This is a genomic window from Streptomyces sp. NPDC004629, assembly GCF_042873595.1.
Classification (GTDB): Bacteria; Actinomycetota; Actinomycetes; order Streptomycetales; family Streptomycetaceae; genus Streptomyces.
Window position 1 is genome coordinate 139,766 of record NZ_JBIALO010000013.1, and the last position, 23,263, is coordinate 163,028.

16 protein-coding genes are annotated in these 23,263 nt (G+C 72.4%); 3 read left to right on the forward strand and 13 right to left on the reverse strand.

The window, feature by feature from the left end:
* Positions 1-187: 187 nt before the first annotated feature.
* From ACFYTE_RS21550 to ACFYTE_RS21565, 4 genes are all read right to left on the reverse strand, one after another.
* Positions 188-727, reverse strand: coding sequence for a GNAT family N-acetyltransferase (locus ACFYTE_RS21550; RefSeq protein ID WP_388712580.1), 540 nt, complete (start codon positions 725-727; stop codon positions 188-190).
* Positions 728-730: 3 nt separating this feature from the next.
* The gene (locus ACFYTE_RS21555) at positions 731-1,618 is read right to left on the reverse strand and encodes an alpha/beta fold hydrolase (RefSeq protein ID WP_388712583.1); all 888 of its coding nucleotides are present in this window, start codon (positions 1,616-1,618) and stop codon (positions 731-733) included.
* 107 nt (positions 1,619-1,725) lie between these two features.
* Positions 1,726-3,366, reverse strand: a complete 1,641-nt coding sequence (gene pruA, locus ACFYTE_RS21560; protein WP_388712586.1) for an L-glutamate gamma-semialdehyde dehydrogenase — start codon at positions 3,364-3,366, stop codon at positions 1,726-1,728.
* 51 nt (positions 3,367-3,417) lie between these two features.
* The gene (locus ACFYTE_RS21565) at positions 3,418-4,344 is read right to left on the reverse strand and encodes a proline dehydrogenase family protein (RefSeq protein ID WP_388712589.1); all 927 of its coding nucleotides are present in this window, start codon (positions 4,342-4,344) and stop codon (positions 3,418-3,420) included.
* 142 nt (positions 4,345-4,486) lie between these two features.
* On the opposite strand from ACFYTE_RS21565, the gene ACFYTE_RS21570 reads away from it, so the two are divergent.
* Entirely contained in the window at positions 4,487-5,725 is a 1,239-nt protein-coding gene (locus ACFYTE_RS21570; RefSeq protein ID WP_388712592.1) for a PucR family transcriptional regulator, read from the forward strand.
* Between the two features lie 547 nt (positions 5,726-6,272).
* On the opposite strand, the gene serA is transcribed toward ACFYTE_RS21570, so the two are convergent.
* The 6 genes from serA to ACFYTE_RS21600 all read right to left on the reverse strand — a co-directional run bounded on the left by serA (position 6,273) and on the right by ACFYTE_RS21600 (position 16,396).
* A complete protein-coding gene (gene serA / locus ACFYTE_RS21575; RefSeq protein WP_388712595.1) occupies positions 6,273-7,862 on the reverse strand; it encodes a phosphoglycerate dehydrogenase in 1,590 nt (529 codons plus the stop codon).
* Positions 7,863-8,095: 233 nt separating this feature from the next.
* On the reverse strand, positions 8,096-9,094 hold the full coding sequence (gene ilvC, locus ACFYTE_RS21580) for a ketol-acid reductoisomerase (RefSeq protein WP_388712598.1): 999 nt from the start codon (positions 9,092-9,094) through the stop codon (positions 8,096-8,098).
* A gap of 117 nt (positions 9,095-9,211) precedes the next feature.
* Complete coding sequence (gene ilvN / locus ACFYTE_RS21585) at positions 9,212-9,736, reverse strand: acetolactate synthase small subunit (RefSeq protein WP_388712602.1); 525 nt, start codon at positions 9,734-9,736, stop codon at positions 9,212-9,214.
* 20 nt (positions 9,737-9,756) lie between these two features.
* Positions 9,757-11,622, reverse strand: a complete 1,866-nt coding sequence (locus ACFYTE_RS21590) for an acetolactate synthase large subunit (RefSeq protein WP_388712605.1) — start codon at positions 11,620-11,622, stop codon at positions 9,757-9,759.
* A 353-nt stretch (positions 11,623-11,975) separates the two neighbouring features.
* The gene (locus ACFYTE_RS21595; protein ID WP_388712608.1) at positions 11,976-15,059 is read right to left on the reverse strand and encodes a putative bifunctional diguanylate cyclase/phosphodiesterase; all 3,084 of its coding nucleotides are present in this window, start codon (positions 15,057-15,059) and stop codon (positions 11,976-11,978) included.
* A gap of 386 nt (positions 15,060-15,445) precedes the next feature.
* Positions 15,446-16,396: a 2-hydroxyacid dehydrogenase gene (locus tag ACFYTE_RS21600; RefSeq protein WP_388712611.1), complete on the reverse strand. Its 951-nt coding sequence runs from the start codon at positions 16,394-16,396 to the stop codon at positions 15,446-15,448.
* Positions 16,397-16,470: 74 nt separating this feature from the next.
* On the opposite strand from ACFYTE_RS21600, the gene ACFYTE_RS21605 reads away from it, so the two are divergent.
* Together ACFYTE_RS21605 and ACFYTE_RS21610 are read left to right on the forward strand one after the other, a co-directional pair.
* On the forward strand, positions 16,471-17,469 hold the full coding sequence (locus ACFYTE_RS21605; protein WP_388712614.1) for an aldo/keto reductase: 999 nt from the start codon (positions 16,471-16,473) through the stop codon (positions 17,467-17,469).
* Between the two features lie 93 nt (positions 17,470-17,562).
* On the forward strand, positions 17,563-18,732 hold the full coding sequence (locus tag ACFYTE_RS21610; RefSeq protein WP_388712617.1) for a PQQ-dependent sugar dehydrogenase: 1,170 nt from the start codon (positions 17,563-17,565) through the stop codon (positions 18,730-18,732).
* A 53-nt stretch (positions 18,733-18,785) separates the two neighbouring features.
* Here the strand turns inward: ACFYTE_RS21610 and ACFYTE_RS21615 are convergent, their stop codons facing one another.
* The 3 genes from ACFYTE_RS21615 to ACFYTE_RS21625 form a co-directional block, all read right to left on the reverse strand.
* Positions 18,786-21,878 (reverse strand): AAA family ATPase, encoded by a 3,093-nt coding sequence (locus ACFYTE_RS21615; protein WP_388712620.1) that lies wholly within the window; start codon positions 21,876-21,878, stop codon positions 18,786-18,788.
* A gap of 170 nt (positions 21,879-22,048) precedes the next feature.
* Positions 22,049-22,243: a hypothetical protein gene (locus tag ACFYTE_RS21620; RefSeq protein ID WP_388712623.1), complete on the reverse strand. Its 195-nt coding sequence runs from the start codon at positions 22,241-22,243 to the stop codon at positions 22,049-22,051.
* A gap of 356 nt (positions 22,244-22,599) precedes the next feature.
* A complete protein-coding gene (locus tag ACFYTE_RS21625) occupies positions 22,600-23,244 on the reverse strand; it encodes a hypothetical protein (RefSeq protein WP_388712625.1) in 645 nt (214 codons plus the stop codon).
* Positions 23,245-23,263 lie beyond the last annotated feature (19 nt).

The window sequence follows — 23,263 nt, forward strand, 5'->3', positions numbered from 1 at the left end:
CGGTGCCGCAGGGATTGCCTGCTCGGGCCCGGCTCACGACCGCCATTCGCTGGATCGAGCGAGACGTTCGGCTCCTACAAAACTAAGGGAGGAGCGCGCTTCTGTCTCTACAATTAGTCGGACTTCCTACTATCTGAGACGGCAGATCGGGTACCACGCCGTGACCTGCGGGTTCGCCGTCCGGGAGTCAGAGCACATCCCCGTCGCGCCAGTCGAAGACCAGTTCGTGATCGGGGTCGGGCGGCGCGGCCAGTGCGGGACGCACCAGGAGGCCGCCCTCCTCGTCCGCGAGCCGCACGATCCCGTCCGGCGAGAGGGCGTGGATCCGGCCCGTCCAGGGCCGCCAGCCGCGGGGCCCGTAGAGCAGGGCGCCGTCCTCGCTCGCCGACAGCGCGCCGAGGTCGTACGCCCGGTCGACCACCCGCTCCAGGGCGCCCATCACCTGCCCGCCCAGGCCCCGGCGGCGCACGGCGGGCCGTACCACGACGGCCTCCACGTACCCGACGCGCAGCCATCGCCCGCGGTGCCGTGCCCGGCGCATGACGACCGAGCCGTGCGCGACGATGCCGTCCTCGCCATCCACCAGGGCGTGCATGCCGCCCAGCGCATGCTCGAAGTCCGCGTCCTCGAACTCGCCCGCGAAGCCGTCGTGCAGGAGAGAGCGGACGGCCCGCAGCTCGGCGGGAGCCAGCTCGGCGGTATGGGCGGTACGCAGGGTGAAGGTCATGCGTCAATCATCCGTGCTCCGGCCGGGCACGGTCAGCGCGTCGGCGACCGCCGTCCGGAAACCGTCGGGGTCCTCGACCCACGGCAGGTGCCCGGCGTCCGGCAGGACCACCCGGCGGACCCGGGGCAGGGCCCGCTCCAGCGAGTCCACGGCGGTGCGCGGACGGATGTCCCGGGCGCCGTCGACGATCACGACCGGAACGTCGAGGGCGGCGCAGGCCGCGGCCGGCCCGGGGGTGCCGCAGATCCGCGCGCGCTGCTCGTCGAGGCCCCGGCGGCACGCCTGGTTGATCCCGAACCACGGGTCGGCCATGCTCCGGGCGCGCTCCAGCGCCCCCTCGCGGTCCTCGAAGTCGACCGACCAGTGGAGCACCGCCCGCTCCCGCTCCTCGCCCTCGGTGCGGCGCGGACGCGCCGTCAGTTCCCGCCACCGGGCCAGGCGTTCGGGGTGGTCGGCGAGCCGGGCACGGAAGTTCGCCAGATGGGCGGGGCACCAGTCGGCGTCCGGGCCGATGCCCGTGCCGGCCACGTACACCAGTGTGCTCACCCGCTCCGGGTGGGCCAGCGCGTAGGCCAGCGCGAGATGCGCGCCGAAGGAGTGGCCGAGCAGCGCCGTGCGGTCCAGCGCGAAGTGATGCCGTACGGCGTCCAGGTCGGCGACGAACCGCGCGATCGTCCACGGTCCCGCGCATCGCTCGGAGCGTCCGCAGCCGCGCTGGTCCCAGCGGATCACCGGGGTCATGTCCGCCAGGAGCGCGGCGAGGTCGCCGAACATGTCCCACAGGCCCGGCCCGCCGTGGCACAGCACGAGCGGTGCGCCGGGCCCCGTGCGGGCCGCCCACAGGCGCACCCCGTCGTCGGTCTCCACCGTCGCGCTGTCCGTCCGGGCCATGACGGCAGTGTGCCCCGGCCGGACCTGGAAACGGGCTCGGACATGGAAACGGGCCGGGAAGCCTGCTTCGGGGGGTCAGGCTTCCCGGCCCGCGTTCGGGGGGCTGGTCAGCCCATGTGCGGATACGCGTAGTCGGTGGGCGCGACCAGCGTCTCCTTGATGGCGCGGGTCGAGGTCCAGCGCAGCAGGTTCTGCGGGGCGCCGGCCTTGTCGTTGGTGCCGGAGGCCCGGCCGCCGCCGAAGGGCTGCTGGCCGACCACGGCCCCGGTCGACTTGTCGTTGATGTAGAAGTTGCCCGCGGCGTAGCGGAGCTTGTCCATCGTGTACGCCGCCGCCGCACGGTCGTTGGCGATGACCGAGCCCGTGAGGGCGTAGTCGGAGACCGACTCCATCTGGGTCAGTATCTCGTCGTACTTCTCGGGGGAGCTGTCGTCGTAGACGTGGACGGCGAGGACCGGGCCGAAGTACTCGGTGCGGAAGACCTCGTTCTCGGGATCGGTGCACTCGATGACGGTGGGACGGACGAAGTAGCCGACCGAGTCGTCGTAGGAGCCGCCCGCGACGATCGTGCAGGCCGGGTCCTGCTCGGCGCGGTCGATCGCGGCCTTGTTCTTGGCGAAGGCACGCTCGTCGATCACGGCGCCGATGAAGTTCGCCAGGTCGGTGACGTCACCCATGGTGAGGTAATCGACCTCGGCCGCGAACTCCTCCTTGAAACCGGAGTTCCACAGGGACGCCGGGATGTAGGCGCGGGAGGTGGCCGAGCACTTCTGGCCCTGGTACTCGAAGGCACCCCGGGTCAGGGCGGTCTTCAGCACCGCGCGGTCGGCGCTCGGGTGGGCGACCAGGAAGTCCTTGCCGCCGGTCTCGCCGACCAGCCGCGGGTAGGAGCGGTACTTCTCGATGTTCTCGCCGACCGTCTTCCACAGGTACTGGAAGGTCCTGGTGGAGCCGGTGAAGTGGATGCCGGCCAGGTCACGGTGGACGAGGGCGACCTCGGAGACCTCGATGCCGTCGCCGGTGACGAGGTTGATGACGCCCTTGGGCAGGCCGGCCTCCTCCAGCAGCCGCATCAGCAGCACGGCGGCGTGGGTCTGGGTCGGGGACGGCTTCCACACGACGACGTTGCCCATCAGCGCCGGCGCGGTGGGCAGGTTGCCCGCGATCGCCGAGAAGTTGAACGGGGTGATCGCGTAGACGAAGCCCTCCAGCGGGCGGTGGTCGAGGCGATTCCACACGCCCGGGGAGTTGGCCGGGGGCTGCTCGGCCAGGATCTGGCGGGCGTAGTGGACGTTGAACCGCCAGAAGTCGACCAGCTCGCACGGGGTGTCGATCTCCGCCTGCTGGACGGTCTTCGACTGGCCGAGCATGGTGGAGGCGGCGATCGTCTCGCGCCACGGGCCGGCCAGCAGCTCGGCGGCGCGCAGGATGATCGCGGCGCGGTCGTCGAAGGACATGGCGCGCCAGGCGGGCGCGGCGGCCAGGGCGGCGTCGATGGCGTCCTGGGCGTCCTGCCGGGTGGCGTTGCGGAGCGTGCCGATGACCGCCTTGTGGTGGTGCGGCTGGACGACCTGGAAGGCCTCGCCGCCGCCCATCCGCTGCTCACCGCCGATGGTCATCGGCAGGTCGATCGGGTTCTCGGCCAGCTCCTTGAGCTTGGCCTCCAGACGGGCGCGCTCGGGCGAGCCGGGGGCGTAGCCGTGCACCGGCTCGTTGACGGGGGTGGGGACCTGGGTCACAGCGTCCATGAGATCCGTTACTCCTTGACGTGAGCGGTGTATCGAGCGGGGGGTGCGGGCTCAGCCCTTGCTGACCATCGAGCGGGCGAAGAAACGCAGGTTGGCCGGCTTCTCGGCGAGGCGCCGCATGAAGTAGCCGTACCAGTCGGTGCCGTAGGCGGTGTAGACGCGCATGCGGTGGCCCTCGGCGGCGAGCCGCAGATGCTCCTCGCTGCGGATGCCGTAGAGCATCTGGAACTCGTACTCGTCCAGCTTGCGGCCGGCCTTGCGCGCGAGTTCCTGGGCGATGGAGATCAGCCGCGGGTCGTGGGACCCGATCATCGGGTACCCCGTGCCGTCCATCAGTGTCCGCAGAATCCGCACGTACGCCTTGTCGATCTCGTGCTTCTGCTGGTAGGCGACCTCGGCGGGCTCCTTGTAGGCGCCCTTCACGAGCCGTACCCGGCTGCCGCTCGCGGCGAGCCGGCGGGCGTCGGCCTCGGTACGGAAGAGGTAGGCCTGGATGACGCAGCCGGTCTGCGGGAAGTCCTTCCGCAGTTCCTCGTGGATCGCGAACATCGAGTCGAGGGTGGTGTGGTCCTCGGCGTCGAGCGTGACGGTGGTGCCGATGGCGGCGGCGGCCTCGACGACGGCCCGCACGTTCTCCAGGGCCAGTTCGTGGCCGCCGTCGAGGGACTGACCGAACATGGAGAGCTTGACGGACATCTCGGCCTTCCGGCCCAGCTCCAGCTCCGCCAGCCGGCCGGTCAGTTCCAGATAGGCGTCCCGGGCCGCGGTGGCCTGCTCGGGGGTGGTGATGTCCTCGCCGACGACGTCCATGGTCAGTTCGAGGCCCTTGGCGGTCAGGTCCACGATGACGGGCACGATGTCGTCCACGCTCTCGCCGGGGATGAAGCGGTCTACGACCTGCTTGGTCACCGGGGCCGCCGAGATCAGGCGGCGCATCCGGTCGCTGCGCGACGCGGCGAGAATGACGGGACCCAGCACGGGGCACCTCCACAACAAAGCACCAAAGGGCCGTCAGCCGACGATTCGGATACGGCACGGAGAACCACCGTGAAACCTAAGGATCCCTCCGATCGTCGGCCATCGACAGCTGTCACGCATCCGGTCACCGGTTCTCAGACAGATGTATGAAGGCGGCCGGGAAATGCGGGAGAATGCCTGGGTGGCGGCGGATTACAAGGGTGACTACCAGGAGCTGGTGGACGAGATCTCGGAGTTGCTGGGCGCGCCGGCGACCCTGGAGAACCGTGACTTCGAGCTGATCGCCTTCGGCGCGTACGACAGCGAGGGCGAGCTGGACGCGTCGGCCCTCGACCCGGTCCGCGCCCGGTCGATCCTGACCCGGCGCTCGACGGCGGCGGTCCGCGCCTGGTTCGAGGGCTTCGGCATCACCCGGGCGACCGGACCGGTACGCATCCCGCGCACCCCGGAGGCCGGGGTGTACCGGGGCCGCATCTGCCTGCCGGTACGCCATCGAGGTGTCGTCCTCGGCTACGTCTGGCTCCTGGACGACGATCCGGGCCCGAGCCAGCGGCAGCTGGCCGCGGCGATGGCGGTCACCACGCGGATCGGCGCGCTGCTCGCGGACGAGGCGCAGGCCGGGGCCGACCTGACCCGGGAGCTGCGGGCGGTACTGACCGCGGAGCGCGGGTGGCAGGCGGACATGGCGGTGGCGGAGCTGCGCACCGCCCTGGGCGCCCGGTCGGACGGCCCGCACACGGTGGTGTGCGTGGCCCCCTGGCCGTCGGCCGACCCGGACGACGCCCCCTCGGTCCGTACGCTGCCGGGCGCGACCGCGTTGTGCACGGTGCCCTGGGGCACCGCCGGACAGTCGCTTGCGCTGCTGGTGCGGCTGCGGTCGACGGACACGGTGGGGCCCGCGGTGTCGGCGGCGGGGCGGCTGCTGGAGCGGGCGGGCGGCAGGCGGCGCGGCCGGGGCGGCGCGAACGGGAGGCGGGCGGCCGGGATCGCGGCCGCCCGCACCGGGCTCGCCGACCTGGGGGCCGCCTGGCGGGAGGCGGTCGGGGCGGCCCGCGCGGCGCTGGCCGAGCCGGGGCTCGGGCCGGTGGCCGAATGGGCGCACATCGGACCGTACCGGCTGCTGACCTCCCTACCGCACGAGGCGGCGCACGATCCGGCGGTCGCCCCGCTGCTCGCCCCCGTCCATCACGAGCTGGCCCGCACCGCGGAGGTGTTCCTCGACTGCGCGGGCCAGGCCGGCCGCACGGCGGCGGCACTGGGCATCCACCGCCAGACCCTCTACTACCGCCTGTCCCGGGTCGAGCACCTGACCGGCCTGGACCTGGCCAACGGCGAACACCGCCTCCTCCTCCACATGACCCTGAAGGCAGCACACCTCTAGCCCCCCACCACCGACCGAGCAGCGTCCACAGGGCAGCGATCGCCGGACCGCGGCCGTTGGACGACGGTCCGGCGGGCGTACGACGACAGACGGCGGCAACGGCCACCGGACGGCGTCAGCCGAGCGACGGTCACATACGACTGCCGGGAGGGCTAGGGCCGCGGGCGGCGGTCGGGTGGGCGGACGCCACCGAGTGGCGACCACGGGACGGCGGACGCCGGACCGCGGCCGTTGGACGACGGGAGCGGGCGGCGTCACCGAGCAGCGGGCGGCGGACGAGCGGGCGAGGAGGGCGGGTGACGGCCGCGGCGGTCGCCGAACGGCGGACCGGGCGGGCGACGGCAGCGGGCGGGCAGACGGCGTCACCGAGCAACGGCCACACCACGGCGGACGCCGGACCGCGGCCGTTGGACGACGGGAGCGGGCGGTGGCAGCGGGCGGTAGGTGGCCGCCACCCGGCAGCGGCCACCACGGCGGACGCCGGACCGTGGCCGCCGGGCCGGGCGAGGGGGGCGGCCCGGCCGGCGGTTCGGGGTGTGGGGCGGGCTCAGACCAGGTTCACCGAGCGGGCGGACGTCGCGCCGATCTCCGCCGCGACCTCCGCCAGAACGCCCGCGCCCACCGTGTCGTCCACGGTCAGCACGGCCAGGGCCTCGCCGCCCACCGTGGCGCGAGCCACCTGCATGCCGGCGATGTTGATGCCCGCCTCGCCGAGGATGCGGCCGACGGTGCCGACGACACCCGGACGGTCCTCGTACCGCAGCACCAGCATGTGGTCGGCGAGCGCGAGGTCGACGTCGTACTCACCGACGGCGACGATCTTCTGCACGTTCTTCGGGCCGGCCAGCGTGCCGGAGACCGACACCTCCTCGCCGCCCGCGAGCGTGCCGCGCACGGTGACCACGTTGCGGTGGTCCGCCGACTCGGAGCTGGTGGTCAGGCGCACCTCGACGCCCCGCTCCTGGGCGAACAGCGGCGCGTTCACATACGACACCGTCTCGGCGACGACGTCCTCGAAGACACCCTTGAGCGCGCTCAGCTCCAGCACCTTCACATCGTGCTGGGTGATCTCGCCGTACACCTCGACGTCGAGCCGGACGGCGACCTCGCCGGCCAGGGCGGTGAAGATCCGGCCGAGGCGCTCGGCGAGCGGCAGGCCCGGCTTGACGTCCTCGGCGATGACACCGCCCTGCACGTTCACCGCGTCCGGGACCAGCTCGCCGGCGAGGGCAAGCCGCACCGACTTGGCGACCGCGATGCCCGCCTTCTCCTGGGCCTCGTCGGTGGAGGCGCCGAGGTGCGGCGTGCACACGACCTGGTCGAACTGGAACAGCGGGGAGTCCGTGCACGGCTCCTTGGCGTACACGTCGAGGCCGGCGCCGGCGACCCGGCCCTCCTTCAGCGCCGCGTACAGCGCCTCCTCGTCGACGATCCCGCCGCGCGCCGCGTTGACGATGCGCACATTCGGCTTGACCTTGTGCAGCGCCTCCTCGCCGATCAGCCCGAGGGTCTCGGGGGTCTTCGGCAGGTGCACGGTGATGAAGTCGGACACCTCAAGCAGCTCGTCCAGGGACAGCACCTTGACGCCCATCTGGGCGGCCCGGGCCGGCTGGACGTAGGGGTCGTACGCGACGACCTTCATGCCGAAGGCGGACATGCGCTGCGCGACGAGCGCGCCGATACGGCCGAGGCCCACGACGCCGAGGGTCTTCTCGGCCAGCTCGACGCCCGTGTACTTGCTGCGCTTCCACTCGCCGATCTTCAGCGCGGCGTTGGCCTGCGGGATGTTGCGGGCGGTGGAGAGGATCAGACCGCAGGCCAGCTCGGCCGCGGTGACGATGTTGGAGGTGGGGGCGTTGACGACCATCACGCCGGCCTTGGTGGCGGCGGAGACGTCGACGTTGTCCAGGCCGACGCCGGCTCGTGCGACGACCTTCAGCTGGTGTGCGGCGGCGATGGCCTCGGCGTCGACCTTGGTGGCGGAGCGGATCAGGATCGCGTCCACGTCGGCGAGGGCGGGGAGCAGTTCGGCTCGGTCCGCGCCGTTGCAGTGACGGATCTCGAAGTCGGGGCCGAGCGCGTCCACGGTCGCGGGCGACAGCTCTTCGGCGATGAGTACGACAGGTTTCGAGCTCACGTGAGTCCTCACAAGTCCAAAGCGTGCGGACGGCCGTCCCGACGGCCGCAGGCGGAGGAGAGGGGGCTAGCCGCGGAAGACGCACGACGCTGTGGGCCTGACGCGTTGTTGTGCAGCAGTCTAGTGGCGTGGCGAAGGCCGTTCTGCGCCTCTGCGGAAGGATCACCCGTCCGGGCTGGGACGGGATGGACAAAGGGGCCGGAGCGATCCGCCCCGGCCCCGTTTCATGAGGCTTACGCCTCCTCGTTCACCCAGCTCATCAGCTTGCGCAGCTGCTTGCCGGTGGTCTCCAGGAGGTGCTCGGAGTCCTGCTTCTTGTACTCGTTGTACTTCTTCAGACCACCGTGGTACTCCTCCATCCAGTTCGTGGCGAAGGAGCCGTCCTGGATCTCGGAGAGGATCTTCTTCATCTCGGCCTTGGTGGCGTCGGTGATGATCCGCGGACCGCTGATGTAGTCGCCCCACTCGGCGGTCTCCGAGATCGACCAGCGCATCTTCTCCAGGCCGCCCTCGTACATGAGGTCCACGATCAGCTTCAGCTCGTGCAGGCACTCGAAGTAGGCGATCTCCGGCTGGTAACCGGCCTCGGTCAGCGTCTCGAAGCCCGCCTTGACCAGCGCCGCGGTGCCACCGCACAGCACGGCCTGCTCACCGAACAGGTCGGTCTCGGTCTCCTCGGTGAAGGTCGTCTTGATGACGCCCGCGCGGGTGCCGCCGATGCCCTTGGCGTAGGACAGGGCCAGCGCGAAGGCACCGCCGGAGGCGTCCTGCTCCACGGCGACGATGCAGGGAACGCCGCGGCCCTCCTCGTACTGGCGGCGCACCAGGTGGCCCGGGCCCTTCGGGGCGACCATGCACACGTCCACACCGGCCGGGGGCTTGATGAAACCGAAGCGGATGTTGAAGCCATGGCCGAAGAACAGCGCGTCGCCGTCCTTCAGGTTGGGGGCGATGGACTCCTCGTAGACCTGGCCCTGGATCGGGTCCGGCACCAGGATCATGATGACGTCGGCCTCGGCGGCGGCCTCCGCGGGCGTCACCACGCGCAGCCCCTGCTCCTCGGCCTTCGCCCTGGACGTGGAGCCCTCGTGCAGACCGACCCGGACGTCGACACCGGAGTCGCGCAGCGACAGGGCGTGCGCGTGGCCCTGGCTGCCGTAGCCGATGACCGCGACCTTGCGGCCCTGGATGATGGACAGGTCGGCGTCAGCGTCGTAGAACAGCTCGGCCACTTTGGGTTCTCTCCTTGTGTGCAGGTGTTGCTTCCACCGTATGACGGTGAGGGGGAAGGACGATTCGGGGTCTCGGCATACGGGCGGCCGGGTTCCCCCGACCGCCCCAATGCCGCGTCAGGCCGACCGGTCGAGTGCGCGCAGCGACCGGTCCGTGATCGAGCGGGCGCCGCGCCCGATCGCGATGGTGCCGGACTGGACCAGCTCCTTGATGCCGAACGGCTCCAGCATCTTGAGCATGGCGGACAGTTTCTCGCTGGACCCGGTGGCCTCGACGGTCACGGCCTCCGGGGAGACGTCGACCGTCTTCGCGCGGAACAGCTGGACGATCTCGACGATCTGGGAGCGCGTCTCGTTGTCGGCGCGCACTTTCACCAGGACGAGTTCGCGCTGCACCGCCTGCGAGTGCTCCAGCTCGACGATCTTCAGGACGTTGACGAGCTTGTTGAGCTGCTTGGTCACCTGCTCCAGCGGCAGTTCCTCGACGCCCACCACGATGGTGATGCGGGAGATGTCGGGGTGTTCGGTGACGCCGACCGCGAGCGAGTCGATGTTGAAGCCGCGGCGGGAGAACAGCGCGGCGATCCGGGCGAGGATGCCCGGCGTGTTCTCCACCAGGACGGAGAGCGTGTGCTTGGACATGTGTTTTTGCTCTTCCTCGCTCAGTCGTCTTCGTTGTCGCCGAAGTCGGGGCGGACGTCCCGGGCGGCCATGATCTCGTCGTTGGAGGTGCCGGCGGCGACCATCGGCCAGACCATCGCGTCCTCGTGGACGATGAAGTCGACGACGACCGGGCGGTCGTTGACCGCGTTCGCCTCCTCGATGGCCTTGTCCAGGTCCTCCGGGGACTCGCAGCGGATCGCGTAGCAGCCCATCGCCTCCGACAGCTTCACGAAGTCGGGGACGCGGGTGCCGGCGCTCGGCTGCGAGGCGGTCCCGCCGTTCTCTCCGTTGGGGCCGGAATGCAGGACGGTGTTGGAGTAGCGCTGGTTGTAGAACAGCGTCTGCCACTGGCGGACCATGCCGAGGGCGCCGTTGTTGATGATGGCGACCTTGATCGGGATGTTGTTCAGGGCGCAGGTGGTCAGCTCCTGATTGGTCATCTGGAAGCAGCCGTCGCCGTCGATCGCCCAGACCGTGCGGTCGGGCCGGCCGGCCTTGGCACCCATCGCGGCCGGGACCGCGTAGCCCATGGTTCCGGCGCCGCCGGAGTTCAGCCAGGTGGCGGGCTTGTCGTACTCGATGAAGTGCGCGGCCCACATCTGGTGCTGGCCGACGCCCGCCGCGAAGATCGTTCCCTCCGGCGCCAGCCGGCCGATCCGCTCGATGACCTGCTGCGGGGAGAGCGAGCCGTCGGCGGGCTGGTCGTAGCCCAGCGGGTAGGTCTCGCGCCAGCGGTTGAGGTCGTTCCACCAGGCGGTGTAGTCGCCCGAGTGGCCCTCGCTGTGCTCCTTCTGCACGGCCTGGATCAGGTCGGCGACGACCTCGCGGGCGTCACCGACGATCGGCACGTCGGCGGCGCGGTTCTTGCCGATCTCCGCGGGGTCGATGTCGGCGTGGACGATCTTGGCGTGCGGGGCGAAGCTGTCCAGCTTGCCGGTGACGCGGTCGTCGAAGCGGGCTCCGAGGGCGACGATCAGGTCGGCCTTCTGCAGAGCCGTGACGGCGGCCACCGCTCCATGCATGCCCGGCATGCCCAGGTGCTGCCGGTGGCCGTCGGGGAACGCGCCGAGCGCCATCAGGGTGGTGGTGACGGGAGCGCCGGTGAGTTCCGCGAGGACCTTCAGTTCGGCCGTGGCCTGCGCCTTGATGACGCCGCCGCCGACGTACAGGACGGGGCGCCGGGCGGCGGAGATCAGCTTGGCCGCCTCGCGGATCTGCTTGGCGTGCGGCTTGGTCACCGGGCGGTAGCCGGGCAGGTCCATGACGGGCGGCCAGGAGAACGTGGTCTTCGCCTGGAGGGCGTCCTTGGCGATGTCGACCAGGACCGGGCCCGGGCGGCCGGTGGAGGCGACGTGAAAGGCCTGCGCGATGACCCGCGGGATGTCGTCCGCGTTGGTGACCAGCCAGTTGTGCTTGGTGATCGGCATGGTGATGCCGACGATGTCGGCCTCCTGGAAGGCGTCCGTGCCGATCGCCTTGGAGGCGACCTGGCCGGTGATCGCGACCAGCGGGACGGAGTCCATGTGCGCGTCGGCGATCGGCGTGACCAGGTTGGTGGCACCGGGACCCGAGGTGGCCATGCACACGCCGACCTTGCCGGTCGCCTGCGCGTACCCCGTGGCCGCGTGCCCGGCTCCCTGCTCGTGGCGGACCAGCACATGGCGGACCCGGGTGGAGTCCATCAGCGGGTCGTACGCGGGCAGGATCGCACCGCCGGGAATGCCGAATACGGTGTCGGCGCCGACCTCCTCAAGCGAGCGGATGAGGGACTGCGCACCCGTGACGTGCTCGACGGGCGCGGACTGCTGTCCTCCGGAACGGGGCCGCGGCTGCGGATGATGGGCCCCGGTGGCCTGCTCGGTCATCGGCATTCTCTTCTCGATGCTGAGGGTTTTTGCGAGGTTTGTGCGGTGTAGATCTGCTGTACGGCAGGTGCCCGTGCAACAAAAAACCCCTCGTGCCGTAGGGCAAGCGAGGGGAGCGCGCCGGTGAGGTCGCTGGGGTTTCCGGATCGTCCTCCGGTGGGTCCCAGCTCAGCCGACGCGCTGTCCAAGTACGAGAATTCGGGTGCGCATGGCACCGACCCTCCCCCCGGCACGCACCACGTGTCAAGTGGGTGGGACGGGAGTCTCATTATGTGAGCCTAGGCCACGTCCGTCTCCGGACACGGCGGACACACCATCTGCGGACACCCCGCGCGCGCCCTTTCCTGGCTCGTTCACCTCCGGGGCGCCGCAGTCGGGGGCGAGGCCACGACCGTGCTCAGCCCTTCGGGCATCCGCGCTGCCCCGCCCTCGGCCTCGGCCGGGCGAGTGGACGCCCAGGCGCCCTCGGCCCCGACGCGCCCGTTCGGCTCCCTCGCGCCGCCCGCGAACGCCGGTTCGGCCGGTCCGTGCGGCACCGGATAATGGCCGGATCCGAGCGCCCGGCGCAGCCGGTACTCGTCCAGCGGCCCGGCGAACGCCATGCCCTGCCCATGGGTGCAGCCCATCGCGCGCAACGCCACGACCTGCTCCGGAAGATCCACGCCGTCGGCCACGGACTGCAGCCCGAGGTCGGCGGCGATCCGCAGCAGCCCACTGGTGATCTTGTGCAGCCGCGCGGACTCGACGACGCCTTCGACCAGACTGCGGTCGAGTTTCAGTACGTCGACGGGGAGTCTGCGCAGGGCCGTGATCGCCGCGTGGCCGCTGCCGAAGCCGTCCAGCGCGATCCGGACGCCCAGCCGCCTGAGCGCGCCGAGCCGGCGCTCCAGCTCGTCCAGGGAGACCCGGGGGTCGGTGTCCGCCAGCTCGATCAGCAGCGATCCCGACGGCAGCCCGTGCCGGGTCAGCAGGGCCTCCACCGAGCCGAGCGGCATCGACCGGTCCAGCAGCCGCCGCGCGGGCATCCGCACGGCCACGGGTACGGCGAGTCCGGTCGCGGCCCGCTCGGCGGCCTGGGCCACCGCCTCCTCCAGGATCCAGCGGTCCAGCTCCGAGGTCCGGTCGCTGTCCTCGGCCACCCGCAGGAACTCGGCCGGTGTGAACAGCACCCCCTGGGAGGAGCGCCAGCGCGCCTGTGCGGAGGCCGACATGACGCGGCCGCTGCCGAGGCACACCACCGGCTGGTGCAACAGCGTGAACTCGCCGTCGCGCAGTGCGGCGCGCAGCCGGGTGGCCAGCTCCGCCTTCCGCACGACGTCCTGCTGCATCTGCGGCCGGTACAGCTCGACGCGGCCCTTGCCCGCCGACTTCGCCCGGTACATCGCCAGGTCGGCGTTGCGCAGCAACTCGCCCGCGCCGAGGCCCGGTTCGGCGAAGGCGACCCCGATGGAGGCGTTGACCCGGACATCATTGCCGTCGATGAGGTAGGGCTGGGAGAGGGTGGTCCTGAGGCGGTCGGCCAGTTCCAGGATGTTCCGCTCCCGGGCACCGCGGTCCCGGACGCCGTCCCCGATGATCAGGGCCGCGAACTCGTCGCCGCCCAGCCGGGCCGCGGTGTCCCCCTGCCGGACCGCGTCCTGGAGTCTGCGGGCGGCCTGGACGAGCAGTTCGTCCCCGGCCTGGTGTCCGATCGTGTCGTTGACGGCCTTGAAGCCGTCCAGGTCGATGAAGAGGACGGCCGTGCCGTGCAGGGCGGCGGCGCGATCGGAGGCACGGCGGCCGGACAGGGCCTGCTGTACGCGCCGGGTGAACAGGGCGCGGTTGGGCAGGTCGGTGAGCGGGTCGTGTTCCGCGCTGTGCTGCAGTTGTGCCTGCAGGCGCACTCTTTCGGTCACGTCCCGGCTGTTGAAGATGAGGCCGCCGTGGTGACGGTTGACGGTCGACTCGACGTTGAGCCAGCCGCCGTCGCCGGACCGGAAGCGGCACTCGATGCGGGTGGTGGGTTCTTCGAGGGGGCTGGCGGTGAGGAAGCGGCGCACCTCGTGCACCACGCAGCCCAGGTCCTCCGGGTGGATGAGCACGGCCAGTTCGCTGCCCACCAGTTCCTCCGCGGGCCGCCCGTAGACCCCGGCGGCGGCCGGGGAGACGTACCGGAGGGTGCCGTTGGGCGCGGCGATCATGATGACATCGCTCGATCCCTGCACCAGGGAGCGGAAGTGGTTCTCCTTCTGCGCCAGTTCCTGGGTGAGGGTGATGTTGTCGAGCAGCATGATGCCCTGGCGCACGACGAGCGCGAGCACCACGCAGCCGGCGGTGACGAGCACGACGTGGTCGGGGCTGCGCCCGTTGAGCACGTTGTACAGGATGCCCAGGGTGCACACCGCGGCGGCCAGATACGGGGTGAGCGCGGCCAGCGAGCCGGTGATCGGCCGGCCGGCCGGATACCGGCTGTGCTCGACCCCCTGGCCGGGCAGCGACACCTGGCCGGGCGGCGGCGGCTGCCCGGGCTCGCCGGCCCGCGGCTCGGACGGACGCCGGCGGGCCGCGCGTGCGTGCCCGCCGCCGGACCGGTCGCGCTCGTGCTGTCCCTGGCGCGGGGGTGCCGCCCAGGGCGCGTAGGCGAGCAGCAGCGAGCCCGCGAACCAGCCCGCGTCGAGCAGCTGCCCGGAGCGGTAACTGCTGTGCAGCAGGGGCGAGGTGAACAGCGCGTCGCACATCACGGTCAGGGCGAGCGCCCCGATCGCCATGTTGACCGCCGTGCGGTTGCCCGGGGCGCGTCGGAAGTGCAGCGCGAGCACCATGCTGACCAGGGCGATGTCGAGCAGCGGGTACGCGAGTGACAGCGCGGTGTGCGCGACGCTCGGCCCGTCGAACTTGGCGGCCTGCGCGAGCGCGAGACTCCAGGACAGGGTGAGCAGCGAGCCGCCGATCAGCCAGGCGTCCAGCGCGAGGCACATCCAGCCGGCCTTCGACACCGGCCGCTTGGCGAGGACCAGCAGGCCCACGATGGCGGGTGGCGCGAAGCACAGGAAGAACAGGTCGGCGCAGCTGGGGCTGGGCATGGGACGCCGCAGCACGACCTCGTACCACCCCCAGATCGTGTTGCCCAGGGCCACCATCGCCGAGGAGAGGGCGAACAGCAGCCAGGCGGGTCGAAAGCGGACCTTGCGCCTGTGGGCGTAGAGGAGACACGAGACCGCGGCGCAGCCCGCCGCCGCGGCCAGCCCGAAGTCACCCATGATCAGCGCGATTTCACTGGAACCCCAGTCGAGCGCGGAACCGACGGCGTATCCCGCGCACACCAGGGCCAGAACGAGCTGATGGACCATGCTGGACCCGCCGCCGACGGCCGGCGGACGGGTCAGCGGCGGCCCTGCCGGGTGCTGCGTGCGCAGCGCCCCGCGCGGGGTGGTCGTCACCGTGGGCGGCGAACTCACCGGTCCCTCCCGGTCCGTGCCGCTCCCGGGCCCCGGGGGTCCCGGTGCGCATGCCTTCTGCGCCCGCTGTGCCTGCAGTGGTGGTTGGTGTGATGGCCGCGTCTGTGCGCCGCCGTGCGCCAGGGCCGCCGTCGGCGGCCCCGCCGCGTCGGATCGTTCGTCCATAGGCCGTGCATCGCCCGTCGCCCCCCTCACATCTCTGAAATGTCCATCCCTGGCGCCGAACGGTGCGCGGCGCAGCCCCTGTCGGGACGATACACCAGTCTCGTCACTCAGGGACATAGCTTCTCTACGCTCCGTGACGATCGCGGAGATACAGGTACCCCCCGCGTCCGTAAGGATGCGGAGGGTGCCCGAAACGGATTACACGCCTGCCATGTCTACCGTCACGCGCGGGTGGAGCCCGTCGTAAGGATCACGTTTCGCAGCGGCTCCCGGTTCACGAAACGGCTCAACTGGTCCGTCAGCAGCCGCTTCGCGCGCGGCAGGAAGGCCGACGTGGGCCCGCCCACGTGCGGGCTGATCAGCACACCGGGCGCCTGCCACAGGGGATGGCCCGGCGGCAGCGGCTCCGGGTCCGTCACGTCCAGGGCCGCGGTGATGCGGCCGCTCTCCAGCTCCGCGAGCAGCGCCTTGGTGTCGACGACGGGTCCGCGCGCGACGTTGACCAGCAGCGCTCCGTCCTTCATCCGCGCGAGGAAGTCGGCGTTGACCAGGCCCCGCGTGGTCTCGGTCAGCGGCATGGACAGGATCACGACGTCCGCTTCCGGTAGCAGGGCGGGCAGTTCGGTGAGCGGATGCACCGGACCGCGCGCCGAGGTGCGCCCGGAGCGCGCGACGCGCGCCACCCGCGCGAGTTCAAATGGCGCGAGCCGGTCTTCGATGGCCGCGCCGATGGAGCCGTACCCGACGATGAGGGCGTTCTTGTCGGCGAGGGCCGGGTGGAACCCGCCGCGCCACTCCCCTCTGTCCTGGGCGCGCACGAAGTCCGGGATGCCGCGCAGCGAGGCGAGGATCAGGGCCAGCGTCAGCTCGCCCGTGCTCGCCTCGTGCACCCCGCGCGCATTGCACAACCGGACGCCCGGGTGCAGCCGGCCGAGGCCCGGCTGCACGTTGTCGATGCCCGCGGACAACGTCTGTACGACCCGCACTCCGCTCATCCGCGGCAGCGGCCGGACGCAGACCTCGCTGGGCTTCATGTAGGGGACGACGTAGAAGGCGCAGTCGGCCGGATCCGCGGGGAACTCCTCTTCCCCGTTCCAGAACAGGTAGTCGGGCCCGTCGGGAAGCCCCTCGATCTCCTCCGGCGGGATGGGCAGCCACACGTCAGCAGTCATGGTCAGGAGGCTATGTCAGGCTCGTGAACAGGCAGAGGTTAGGTTGGGGGCCGAAGAGGGAGGTTCACGACCAGGTGGAGCGCAGGACGATCGGCGCGGGGGCGCTCGCGGTGGGGGCCGTCGGACTCGGCTGCATGCCGATGAGCTGGGCGTACAGCGGGTCGCGGCAGCGGGGGGACGAGTCGGTCAGGGCCCTGCACCGGGCCCTGGACCTCGGCTGCACGCTCCTGGACACGGCCGACATGTACGGCCCGTTCACCAACGAACTGCTGATCGGCCGGGTCCTCAAGGAGCGGCGCGCGGAGGCCTTCGTGTCGACCAAGGTCGGGCTGCTGGTGGGCGAACAGCACATCGTGGCCAACGGCCGCCCCGGGTACGTGCGGCGGGCGTGCGACGCGTCGCTGCGCCGGCTGCAGACCGACGTGATCGACCTGTACCAGCTGCATCGCGCCGATCCCGAGGTCCCCGTCGAGGAGACGTGGGGCGCGATGGCGGACCTGGTCCGGGCCGGGAAGGTCAGAGCGCTGGGCCTGTGCGCGGTGGGCGCGCGCGGCGGGCGCCGCGCGGGAACCGGGCTGCACGACGCGACGCTGCGCCAGCTCCGGCGCGTCCAGCAGGTCTTTCCGGTGAGCGCGGTGCAGGCGGAGCTGTCGGTGTGGTCGCCGGAGGCACTGGACGCGCTGCTGCCGTGGTGCGCGGCGCGCGGCGTCGGCTTCCTCGCCGCGATGCCGCTCGGCAACGGCTTCCTGACCGGCACGCTGACCCCGGGCGAGGGCTTCGAACCGGACGACGTGCGGGCCCACCATCCGCGTTTCACTGCCGAGATGATGGCCGCCAACCAGCCCGTCGTCGCCGGGCTGCGCCGGGTGGCCCGGCGGCACGGCGAACACGTCACACCGGCGCAGGTGGCGCTGGCCTGGACCCTGGCGCAGGGCCGGCACGTGGTCACGGTGCCGGGGACCAAGCGGGAGCGCTGGGTGACGGAGAACGCGAGCGCCCCGTCCGTCCGGCTGTCCCCGGACGACCTGACGGAACTGACCCGGCTGCCGCCGGCCCAGGGCTCCTGGGACTGACACCGCGGATCTGCGGCCGCATGGGAACCCGGGCGGGGCGAGCGGTGTAAGAGATAGAGAAGCCGCCGCCGGAACCACCGCGTCGAAGGGACCATGATCGTGCAACGTCGAGCTGTGTCGGCCGTGCTGGCCGCAACCGCGCTCCTGCTGACGGCCGGCTGCTCCTCCGACGGAGGCGGCCCACCGGGCGGGGACGGGACTGAGACCGCGCGGGGGACGACATCCGGCGCCGCCCCGTCCGCGGCGTCGAGCGCACCGGCTCCGCCCGCCAAGGGCTCGGTGAAGGTGGTGCGGACGGTCACGGAGAATCTGAAGTCGCCGTGGGGCCTGGCTCCCCTGCCCGGCGGCGGCCTGCTCGTCTCCTCCCGGGACGACGGGACGATCACCCGGGTCGACGAGAAGACGGGCAAGCAGACCGAGCTGGGCAAGGTCTCCGGGGTGTCCCCGGCCGGCGAGGGCGGTCTCCTGGGCCTCGCCCTCTCCCCCGGCTACGCCTCGGACCACATGGTCTACGCGTACTTCACCTCGGCCTCCGACAACCGGATCGTCCGCATGCTGTACGACGAGCGGAAGCCGCCCGGCGAACAGCTCGGCGCGCCCGACACGGTCTTCCGGGGCATCCCCAAGGGCTACATCCACAACGGCGGCCGCATCGCCTTCGGCCCGGACGGCATGCTGTACGCGGGCACGGGCGAGAGCGGCGAGCGCGGTCTGTCCCAGGACGTGAAGTCCCTCGGCGGCAAGATCCTGCGGATGACCCCGGAGGGCGAGCCCGCCCCCGGCAACCCGTTCAAGGGCTCCGTCGTGTACAGCTACGGCCACCGCAATGTGCAGGGCCTCGCGTGGGACGACAAACAGCGCCTGTTCGCCTCGGAGTTCGGCCAGGACACCTGGGACGAGCTGAACGCGATCAAGCCGGGCGACAACTACGGCTGGCCGGACGCCGAGGGCAAGTCGTCGGGCTCCCGGTTCCACAACCCGCTGGCCCAGTGGCACACGGACGTCGCCTCGCCCAGCGGCATCGCCTATGTGAACGGGTCCGTCTGGATGGCCGGGCTCAGAGGCCAGCGGCTGTGGCGCATCCCGCTGAAGGGCACGGAGGCCGCGGCGGCACCCCAGGCGTTCCTGAAGGGCACCTACGGCCGGCTCCGTACCGTCGTCGCGGCGGACGGCGACACGCTGTGGCTGGTCACGAGCAATACGGACGGCCGGGGCAAGCCGAAGAAGGGAGACGACCGGATCCTGGAACTCCGGGTGACGTAGCGCGACGACGGCCGGACGCCCCGTCCCGCCCGCTCCCTGCCGGCTGCCGTCGGCTACGGCCGTGGCCGTGCGGTGAGCCGGTCGTCCGCCCCGGGCGGCAGCGGGAACAGGTCCAGCCGATGGGCCACGGCCGCCGCCTCGCCCCGTCCCGAGACTCCGAGCTTGCCCAGGATGTTGGAGACGTGGACGCTCGCGGTCTTCGGGGAGATGAACAGTTCCTCGGCGATCTGACGGTTGGTGCGGCCGGCGGTGACCAGGCGGAGCACATCGCGCTCCCGGCTGGTCAGGCCCAGCGCCTCGACCGGGTCGCCCGGGGCGGGCGTCCGCCGCGGGGCACAGGTCAGGACGAGGCGGGCCCGCTGGGCGAGGAGCGCCACGGAGTCGGCGAGCGGGCGGGCACCCAGGTGATCGGCGACGGCTCCGGCCAGCCGAAGCAGCTCTGTGGCGCGGTCCCGCTCGTCGTCCCCGCCGGGGGGCGTGCCTCCCGGGCGTCTGCCGCCCGGGGGCAGCAGGGCCGCCGCGAGCCGGTGGCGGACACGAGCGAGGTCGTAGGGGCGGTCCAGGGACTCGAAGGCGGTGACCGTCTCGGACCAGATGCCGGGGGTGTCCTCGCCCGCGGCGCGCCGGAGTTCGGCGCGGACCCAGGCGTCGTGGGCGAGCCATACGGGCGCGCCGGTGGTGAGCTTCTTGGCCGCGGCGGCGATGCGGTCGAGGGCTTCCGCCCGGCCGGGTTCCGCCGTGGGCAGGGCGCGGGCGTCGGCCTCCGCGGTGGCGGCGGCCCGGACCAGCGGCCAGGCGTAGCGGTGGCTGCCGGGCGGGACGCCGGCGTCCAGGGCACGGTGCAGTTCGGCGCGGACGTCGAGCACGCGGCCCTCCGCGGCGGCGAGGCCGACCGCGACGCGGGCCAGCGGCAGCCACTGCTGGGGCATGACGTCCCGGGTGCCGAAGTAGCCGCGGGCGGCCGTGAGTTGGCGGGCGGCCTCGGCCAGGTCGCCGCGGCCCAGGGCGAGGCGCGCCAGGGACAGCGCGGCGGAGCCCAGGGGCTTGGTGCTGGGGCCGCGGCGGGTCGCGTTCGCGGCGGCGGACGCGGCCCGGTTCCAGTTGCCGAGGGCGTACTGGGATTCGGCGAGGTTGGCCCACAGCAGGGCCTCGGAGCCGAGCAGGCCGAACTTCCGGGTGTAGTCGATCCCTTCGTCCAGGATGGGGACGGCCTCCCGGGAGCGGCCGACCGCGTCGAGTTCGGCGGGCAGATTCACATAGGCACGGCCCGCGACATGGGTGTAGCGCTCCTGCACGGACCGGTCCTTGACCCGGCGCAGTTCGGCGAGTCCGGCCTCGACGTCGCCCGCGTCGACCCTGAGGGTGCCGAGGGTGATGCGCGCGTCCAGTTCGATCTCGCGGGCGTCGACCATGCGGGCGTACTCGACGGCCCGTTCGGCGGCGGCCAGGGCGTCGGGGCCCGGCTCGTGCAGCATCGACCAGTTGGCGACGCCGGCGAGCACGTCGGCGTGCACCTCGGAGGGGGGCAGTCCGCGGACGAGTTGCTCGGCGGTGGCCAGTTCATGCCGTCCGTCGCCGCGTCCCAGCGCCTGGACGAGGCCGGAGCGCTGGGTCCAGAACCAGGCGGCGCGCAGCGGATCGTCCTCGTCCTCCAGGAGTTGCAGCGCCCGCTTGGTGATCTTCAGGGCGCGTTCGCGTTCACCGCACCTCCGTCCGGCGACGGCGGCCTCCGCCATCAGGTCGAGATAGCGCAGCGGGGTGGCGGCGTCGCAGGGCGGATACACCTCGGCGCAGTCGACGGGTCGCAGCGCCGCCCGTACCGGGTCCGGGGCGGTGTCCCACAGTTCCATCGCCCGCTCCAGGAGCCGCAGTTGCTCACTGTAGGCGTAGCGGCGGCGGGCGACGACGGAGGCGTCCAGGACGGCGGGCAGGGCCTTGGCGGGGTCGTGGGCGTGGTACCAGTGGCTGGCCAGTCGCATGACGCGTTGGTCGGCGGGGACGAGCGCCGGGTCGCTCTCCATGGCCTGTGCGTAGCGGCGGTTGAGGCGGGGGCGTTCGCCGGGCAGCAGATCGTCGGCGACGGCCTCGCGGACCAGGGAGTGGCGGAAGCGGAAGCCGTCGCCGCCGGGGGTGGTGAGAAGGATGTTGGCGTTCACGGCGGCGCGCAGCGCCTCGATGAGGTCGTCCTCGGCGAGCCCGGCGACGGCGTCGAGGAGCGGGTACTCGACGGTGGCGCCGCCCTCGGCGACGATCCGGGTGATCCGCTGGGCGGTCTCCGGCAGCGCCTCCACCCGGACCAGGAGCAGGTCGCGCAGCGAGTCGGTGAGTCCGGTGCAGCAGCCCTCGCAGGCCGCGACGGCCAGTTCCTCGACGAAGAAGGCGTTGCCGTCGGAGCGTGCGAAGATCTCGTCGACCTGGGCGGGGTCCGGTTCCGCGGCGAGGATGCCGGCGATCTGCCGGCCGACCTCCTCGCGGTTGAAGCGGGCGAGTTCGACGCGGCGGACGGTGCGCAGCCGGTCGAGTTCGGCGAGCAGGGGGCGCAGCGGGTGGCGGCGGTGGATGTCGTCGGAGCGGTAGGTGGCGAGGACGACGACACGGCCGGCCCGCAGGGTGCGCAGGAGGTAGGAGAGCAGGTGGCGGGTGGAGGCGTCGGCCCAGTGCAGGTCCTCCAGGGCGAGGACGACCGTGCGGTCGGCGGCGACGCGTTCCAGCAGGCGGGCGGTGAGTTCGAAGAGGCGGGCCGTGCCCTCCTCGTCGTGCCGCCCCGGGGCGCGGGCGGGGGTGGCCTCGCCCAGTTCGGGCAGGAGCCGGGCCAGGTCGTCCTCCTGGCCCGCGGCGGCCGTGGCGAGTTCGTCGGGCAGGGCGCCGCGCAGGGCGCGCAGGGCGGTGGAGAAGGGGGCGAACGGCAGTCCGTCGGCGCCGATCTCGACGCAGCCGCCGAGGGCGACGACGGCGCCCTGACGGCCGGCGGCGGTGGCGAACTCCTCGACCAGCCGGGTCTTGCCGACGCCTGCTTCGCCGCCGAGCAGCAGCGCCTGGGGCTCGCCGGCGCCGGCACGGGCGAGCGCGTCGTTCAACGTGCGCAGTTCGTCGGTGCGGCCGACGAACACGGGACTGACGGACCTGGTCTCCACGGGTTTGAGCATCGCACGGAGGTCCGACGGCGCGGCATCCGTTGTCCACAGGGAAGGCGGGTCGGTACCCGGACCGGGTGCGGGCGGCCGGGGCGTACCGCGGACCGGGCGGGGGCGCGGGCGCCCGTGCACGGGGTGCGGGCGACCGTCCCCCGCGTGGAGGCCCGCGCCCGCCGAGGCGCTCACGCGGTGCGGGGATGCCGATGACGGCCCGGACTCCCGGTATCGGATGGGGACTCGCGGTCGGCGCGGCGGCGGGCCGCCGTCGCACGGCGGGCCGCGCGGCGTCCGCGCAGCACCTCGCGGACCAGGCGCTCGTACGCGGCCCGGCGGCGCAGTTCGGTGGCGCGGATCTGGTGGAGTTCGTACTCGATCATGGCGGGGCCCTCGGAGAGTCGGGTGGGGGGGGGGGGGGGCGCCAGACGCCCGAACACACAACGCCCGGGGGGGGGGGCGCCCCCCCGGGGGGGGGCGAGCCTCACGCGCGGCGGGGGGCCGCTGTGGGGGGGGGCGTTTGGGGTGGTGTTCGTCCTGGAGCGGGGGGGGGCCCGGGGGGTGGGGGGTGGGGGCCGCGCTCCCCGCGAGCCCACCACCTTCGTCGGCCAGGGGGGCGCGGCACATCGGGAGGGTTCCGCATCTTCCGGCGGGCGGCGGGCTCCCGGGGCGCGTAAGGGGCCTTAGGCGCCCCGTAAGGTGCTTACGGGGGCCCAAGGCCCCTGGTGGGACGGCTGGTTCAGCTGGTCGAGGGCAGTCCGAGGAGCGCGTCGGAGTACTTGAGGACGGCCAGCAGCAGGCCGAGGACGCCGAGCGAGACACCGGCCCAGGCGACCGACTTGATCCAGGCGGCCTGCGGTGTGCCGGGGGAGCCGAACGCGGGCCGGGCCAGCACGACGACGCCGGTGATCAGCGCCGCCAGCGCGAACGCCCCGGCCCACAGCGCGGTGGTCTGCCAGGCGTCGCCGTAGACCGCCTGCACCTGGGTGGCGACGCTCGCGTTCGAGGAGGTCTTCAGCTGGCCGATCAGGGTCTGCCGCGCGCCGGCCACGGTGCCGATCCAGCCGCCGGTCAGCGAGACGAGGCCCAGCACGGCGGAGACGACGGCCCCGGCGCCCTGGCCGACTCCGGACGGGCCGTCCGCCGTTGCTTCCTCGACCTCCGCCTCGGCCGCCTGCTCGGCCGCCTCCCCGACGGCCTCGCCGGCCCGGTCGCCGGCCCGGTCGTCAGCCTGGCCGGCGGCCCCGGACTCCGCCGCCTCGTCGGTCCGGGCGGCCGTCTCGGTCACGGTGTCCGCGGTGTCGTCGGCCCTGCCGGTGTCCGCCGCCTGCTTGCTCTCGGTGCCGGTGTCGTTGCCGGCTTCGTCAACTGTCTTCGTTCCCATGCCCCGCACCGTACGGACG

Bases quoted from the DNA above. Each gene is read 5' to 3' on its own strand.
- ACFYTE_RS21550 (WP_388712580.1), bottom strand. From the start codon at position 727: ATGACCTTCACCCTGCGTACCGCCCATACCGCCGAGCTGGCTCCCGCC.
- ACFYTE_RS21555 (WP_388712583.1), bottom strand. From the start codon at position 1,618: ATGGCCCGGACGGACAGCGCGACGGTGGAGACCGACGACGGGGTGCGC.
- pruA (WP_388712586.1), bottom strand. From the start codon at position 3,366: ATGGACGCTGTGACCCAGGTCCCCACCCCCGTCAACGAGCCGGTGCAC.
- ACFYTE_RS21570 (WP_388712592.1), top strand. From the start codon at position 4,487: ATGTATGAAGGCGGCCGGGAAATGCGGGAGAATGCCTGGGTGGCGGCG.
- ilvN (WP_388712602.1), bottom strand. From the start codon at position 9,736: ATGTCCAAGCACACGCTCTCCGTCCTGGTGGAGAACACGCCGGGCATC.
- ACFYTE_RS21590 (WP_388712605.1), bottom strand. From the start codon at position 11,622: ATGACCGAGCAGGCCACCGGGGCCCATCATCCGCAGCCGCGGCCCCGT.
- ACFYTE_RS21600 (WP_388712611.1), bottom strand. From the start codon at position 16,396: ATGACTGCTGACGTGTGGCTGCCCATCCCGCCGGAGGAGATCGAGGGG.
- ACFYTE_RS21610 (WP_388712617.1), top strand. From the start codon at position 17,563: ATGATCGTGCAACGTCGAGCTGTGTCGGCCGTGCTGGCCGCAACCGCG.
- ACFYTE_RS21615 (WP_388712620.1), bottom strand. From the start codon at position 21,878: ATGCTCAAACCCGTGGAGACCAGGTCCGTCAGTCCCGTGTTCGTCGGC.
- ACFYTE_RS21620 (WP_388712623.1), bottom strand. From the start codon at position 22,243: ATGATCGAGTACGAACTCCACCAGATCCGCGCCACCGAACTGCGCCGC.
- ACFYTE_RS21625 (WP_388712625.1), bottom strand. From the start codon at position 23,244: ATGGGAACGAAGACAGTTGACGAAGCCGGCAACGACACCGGCACCGAG.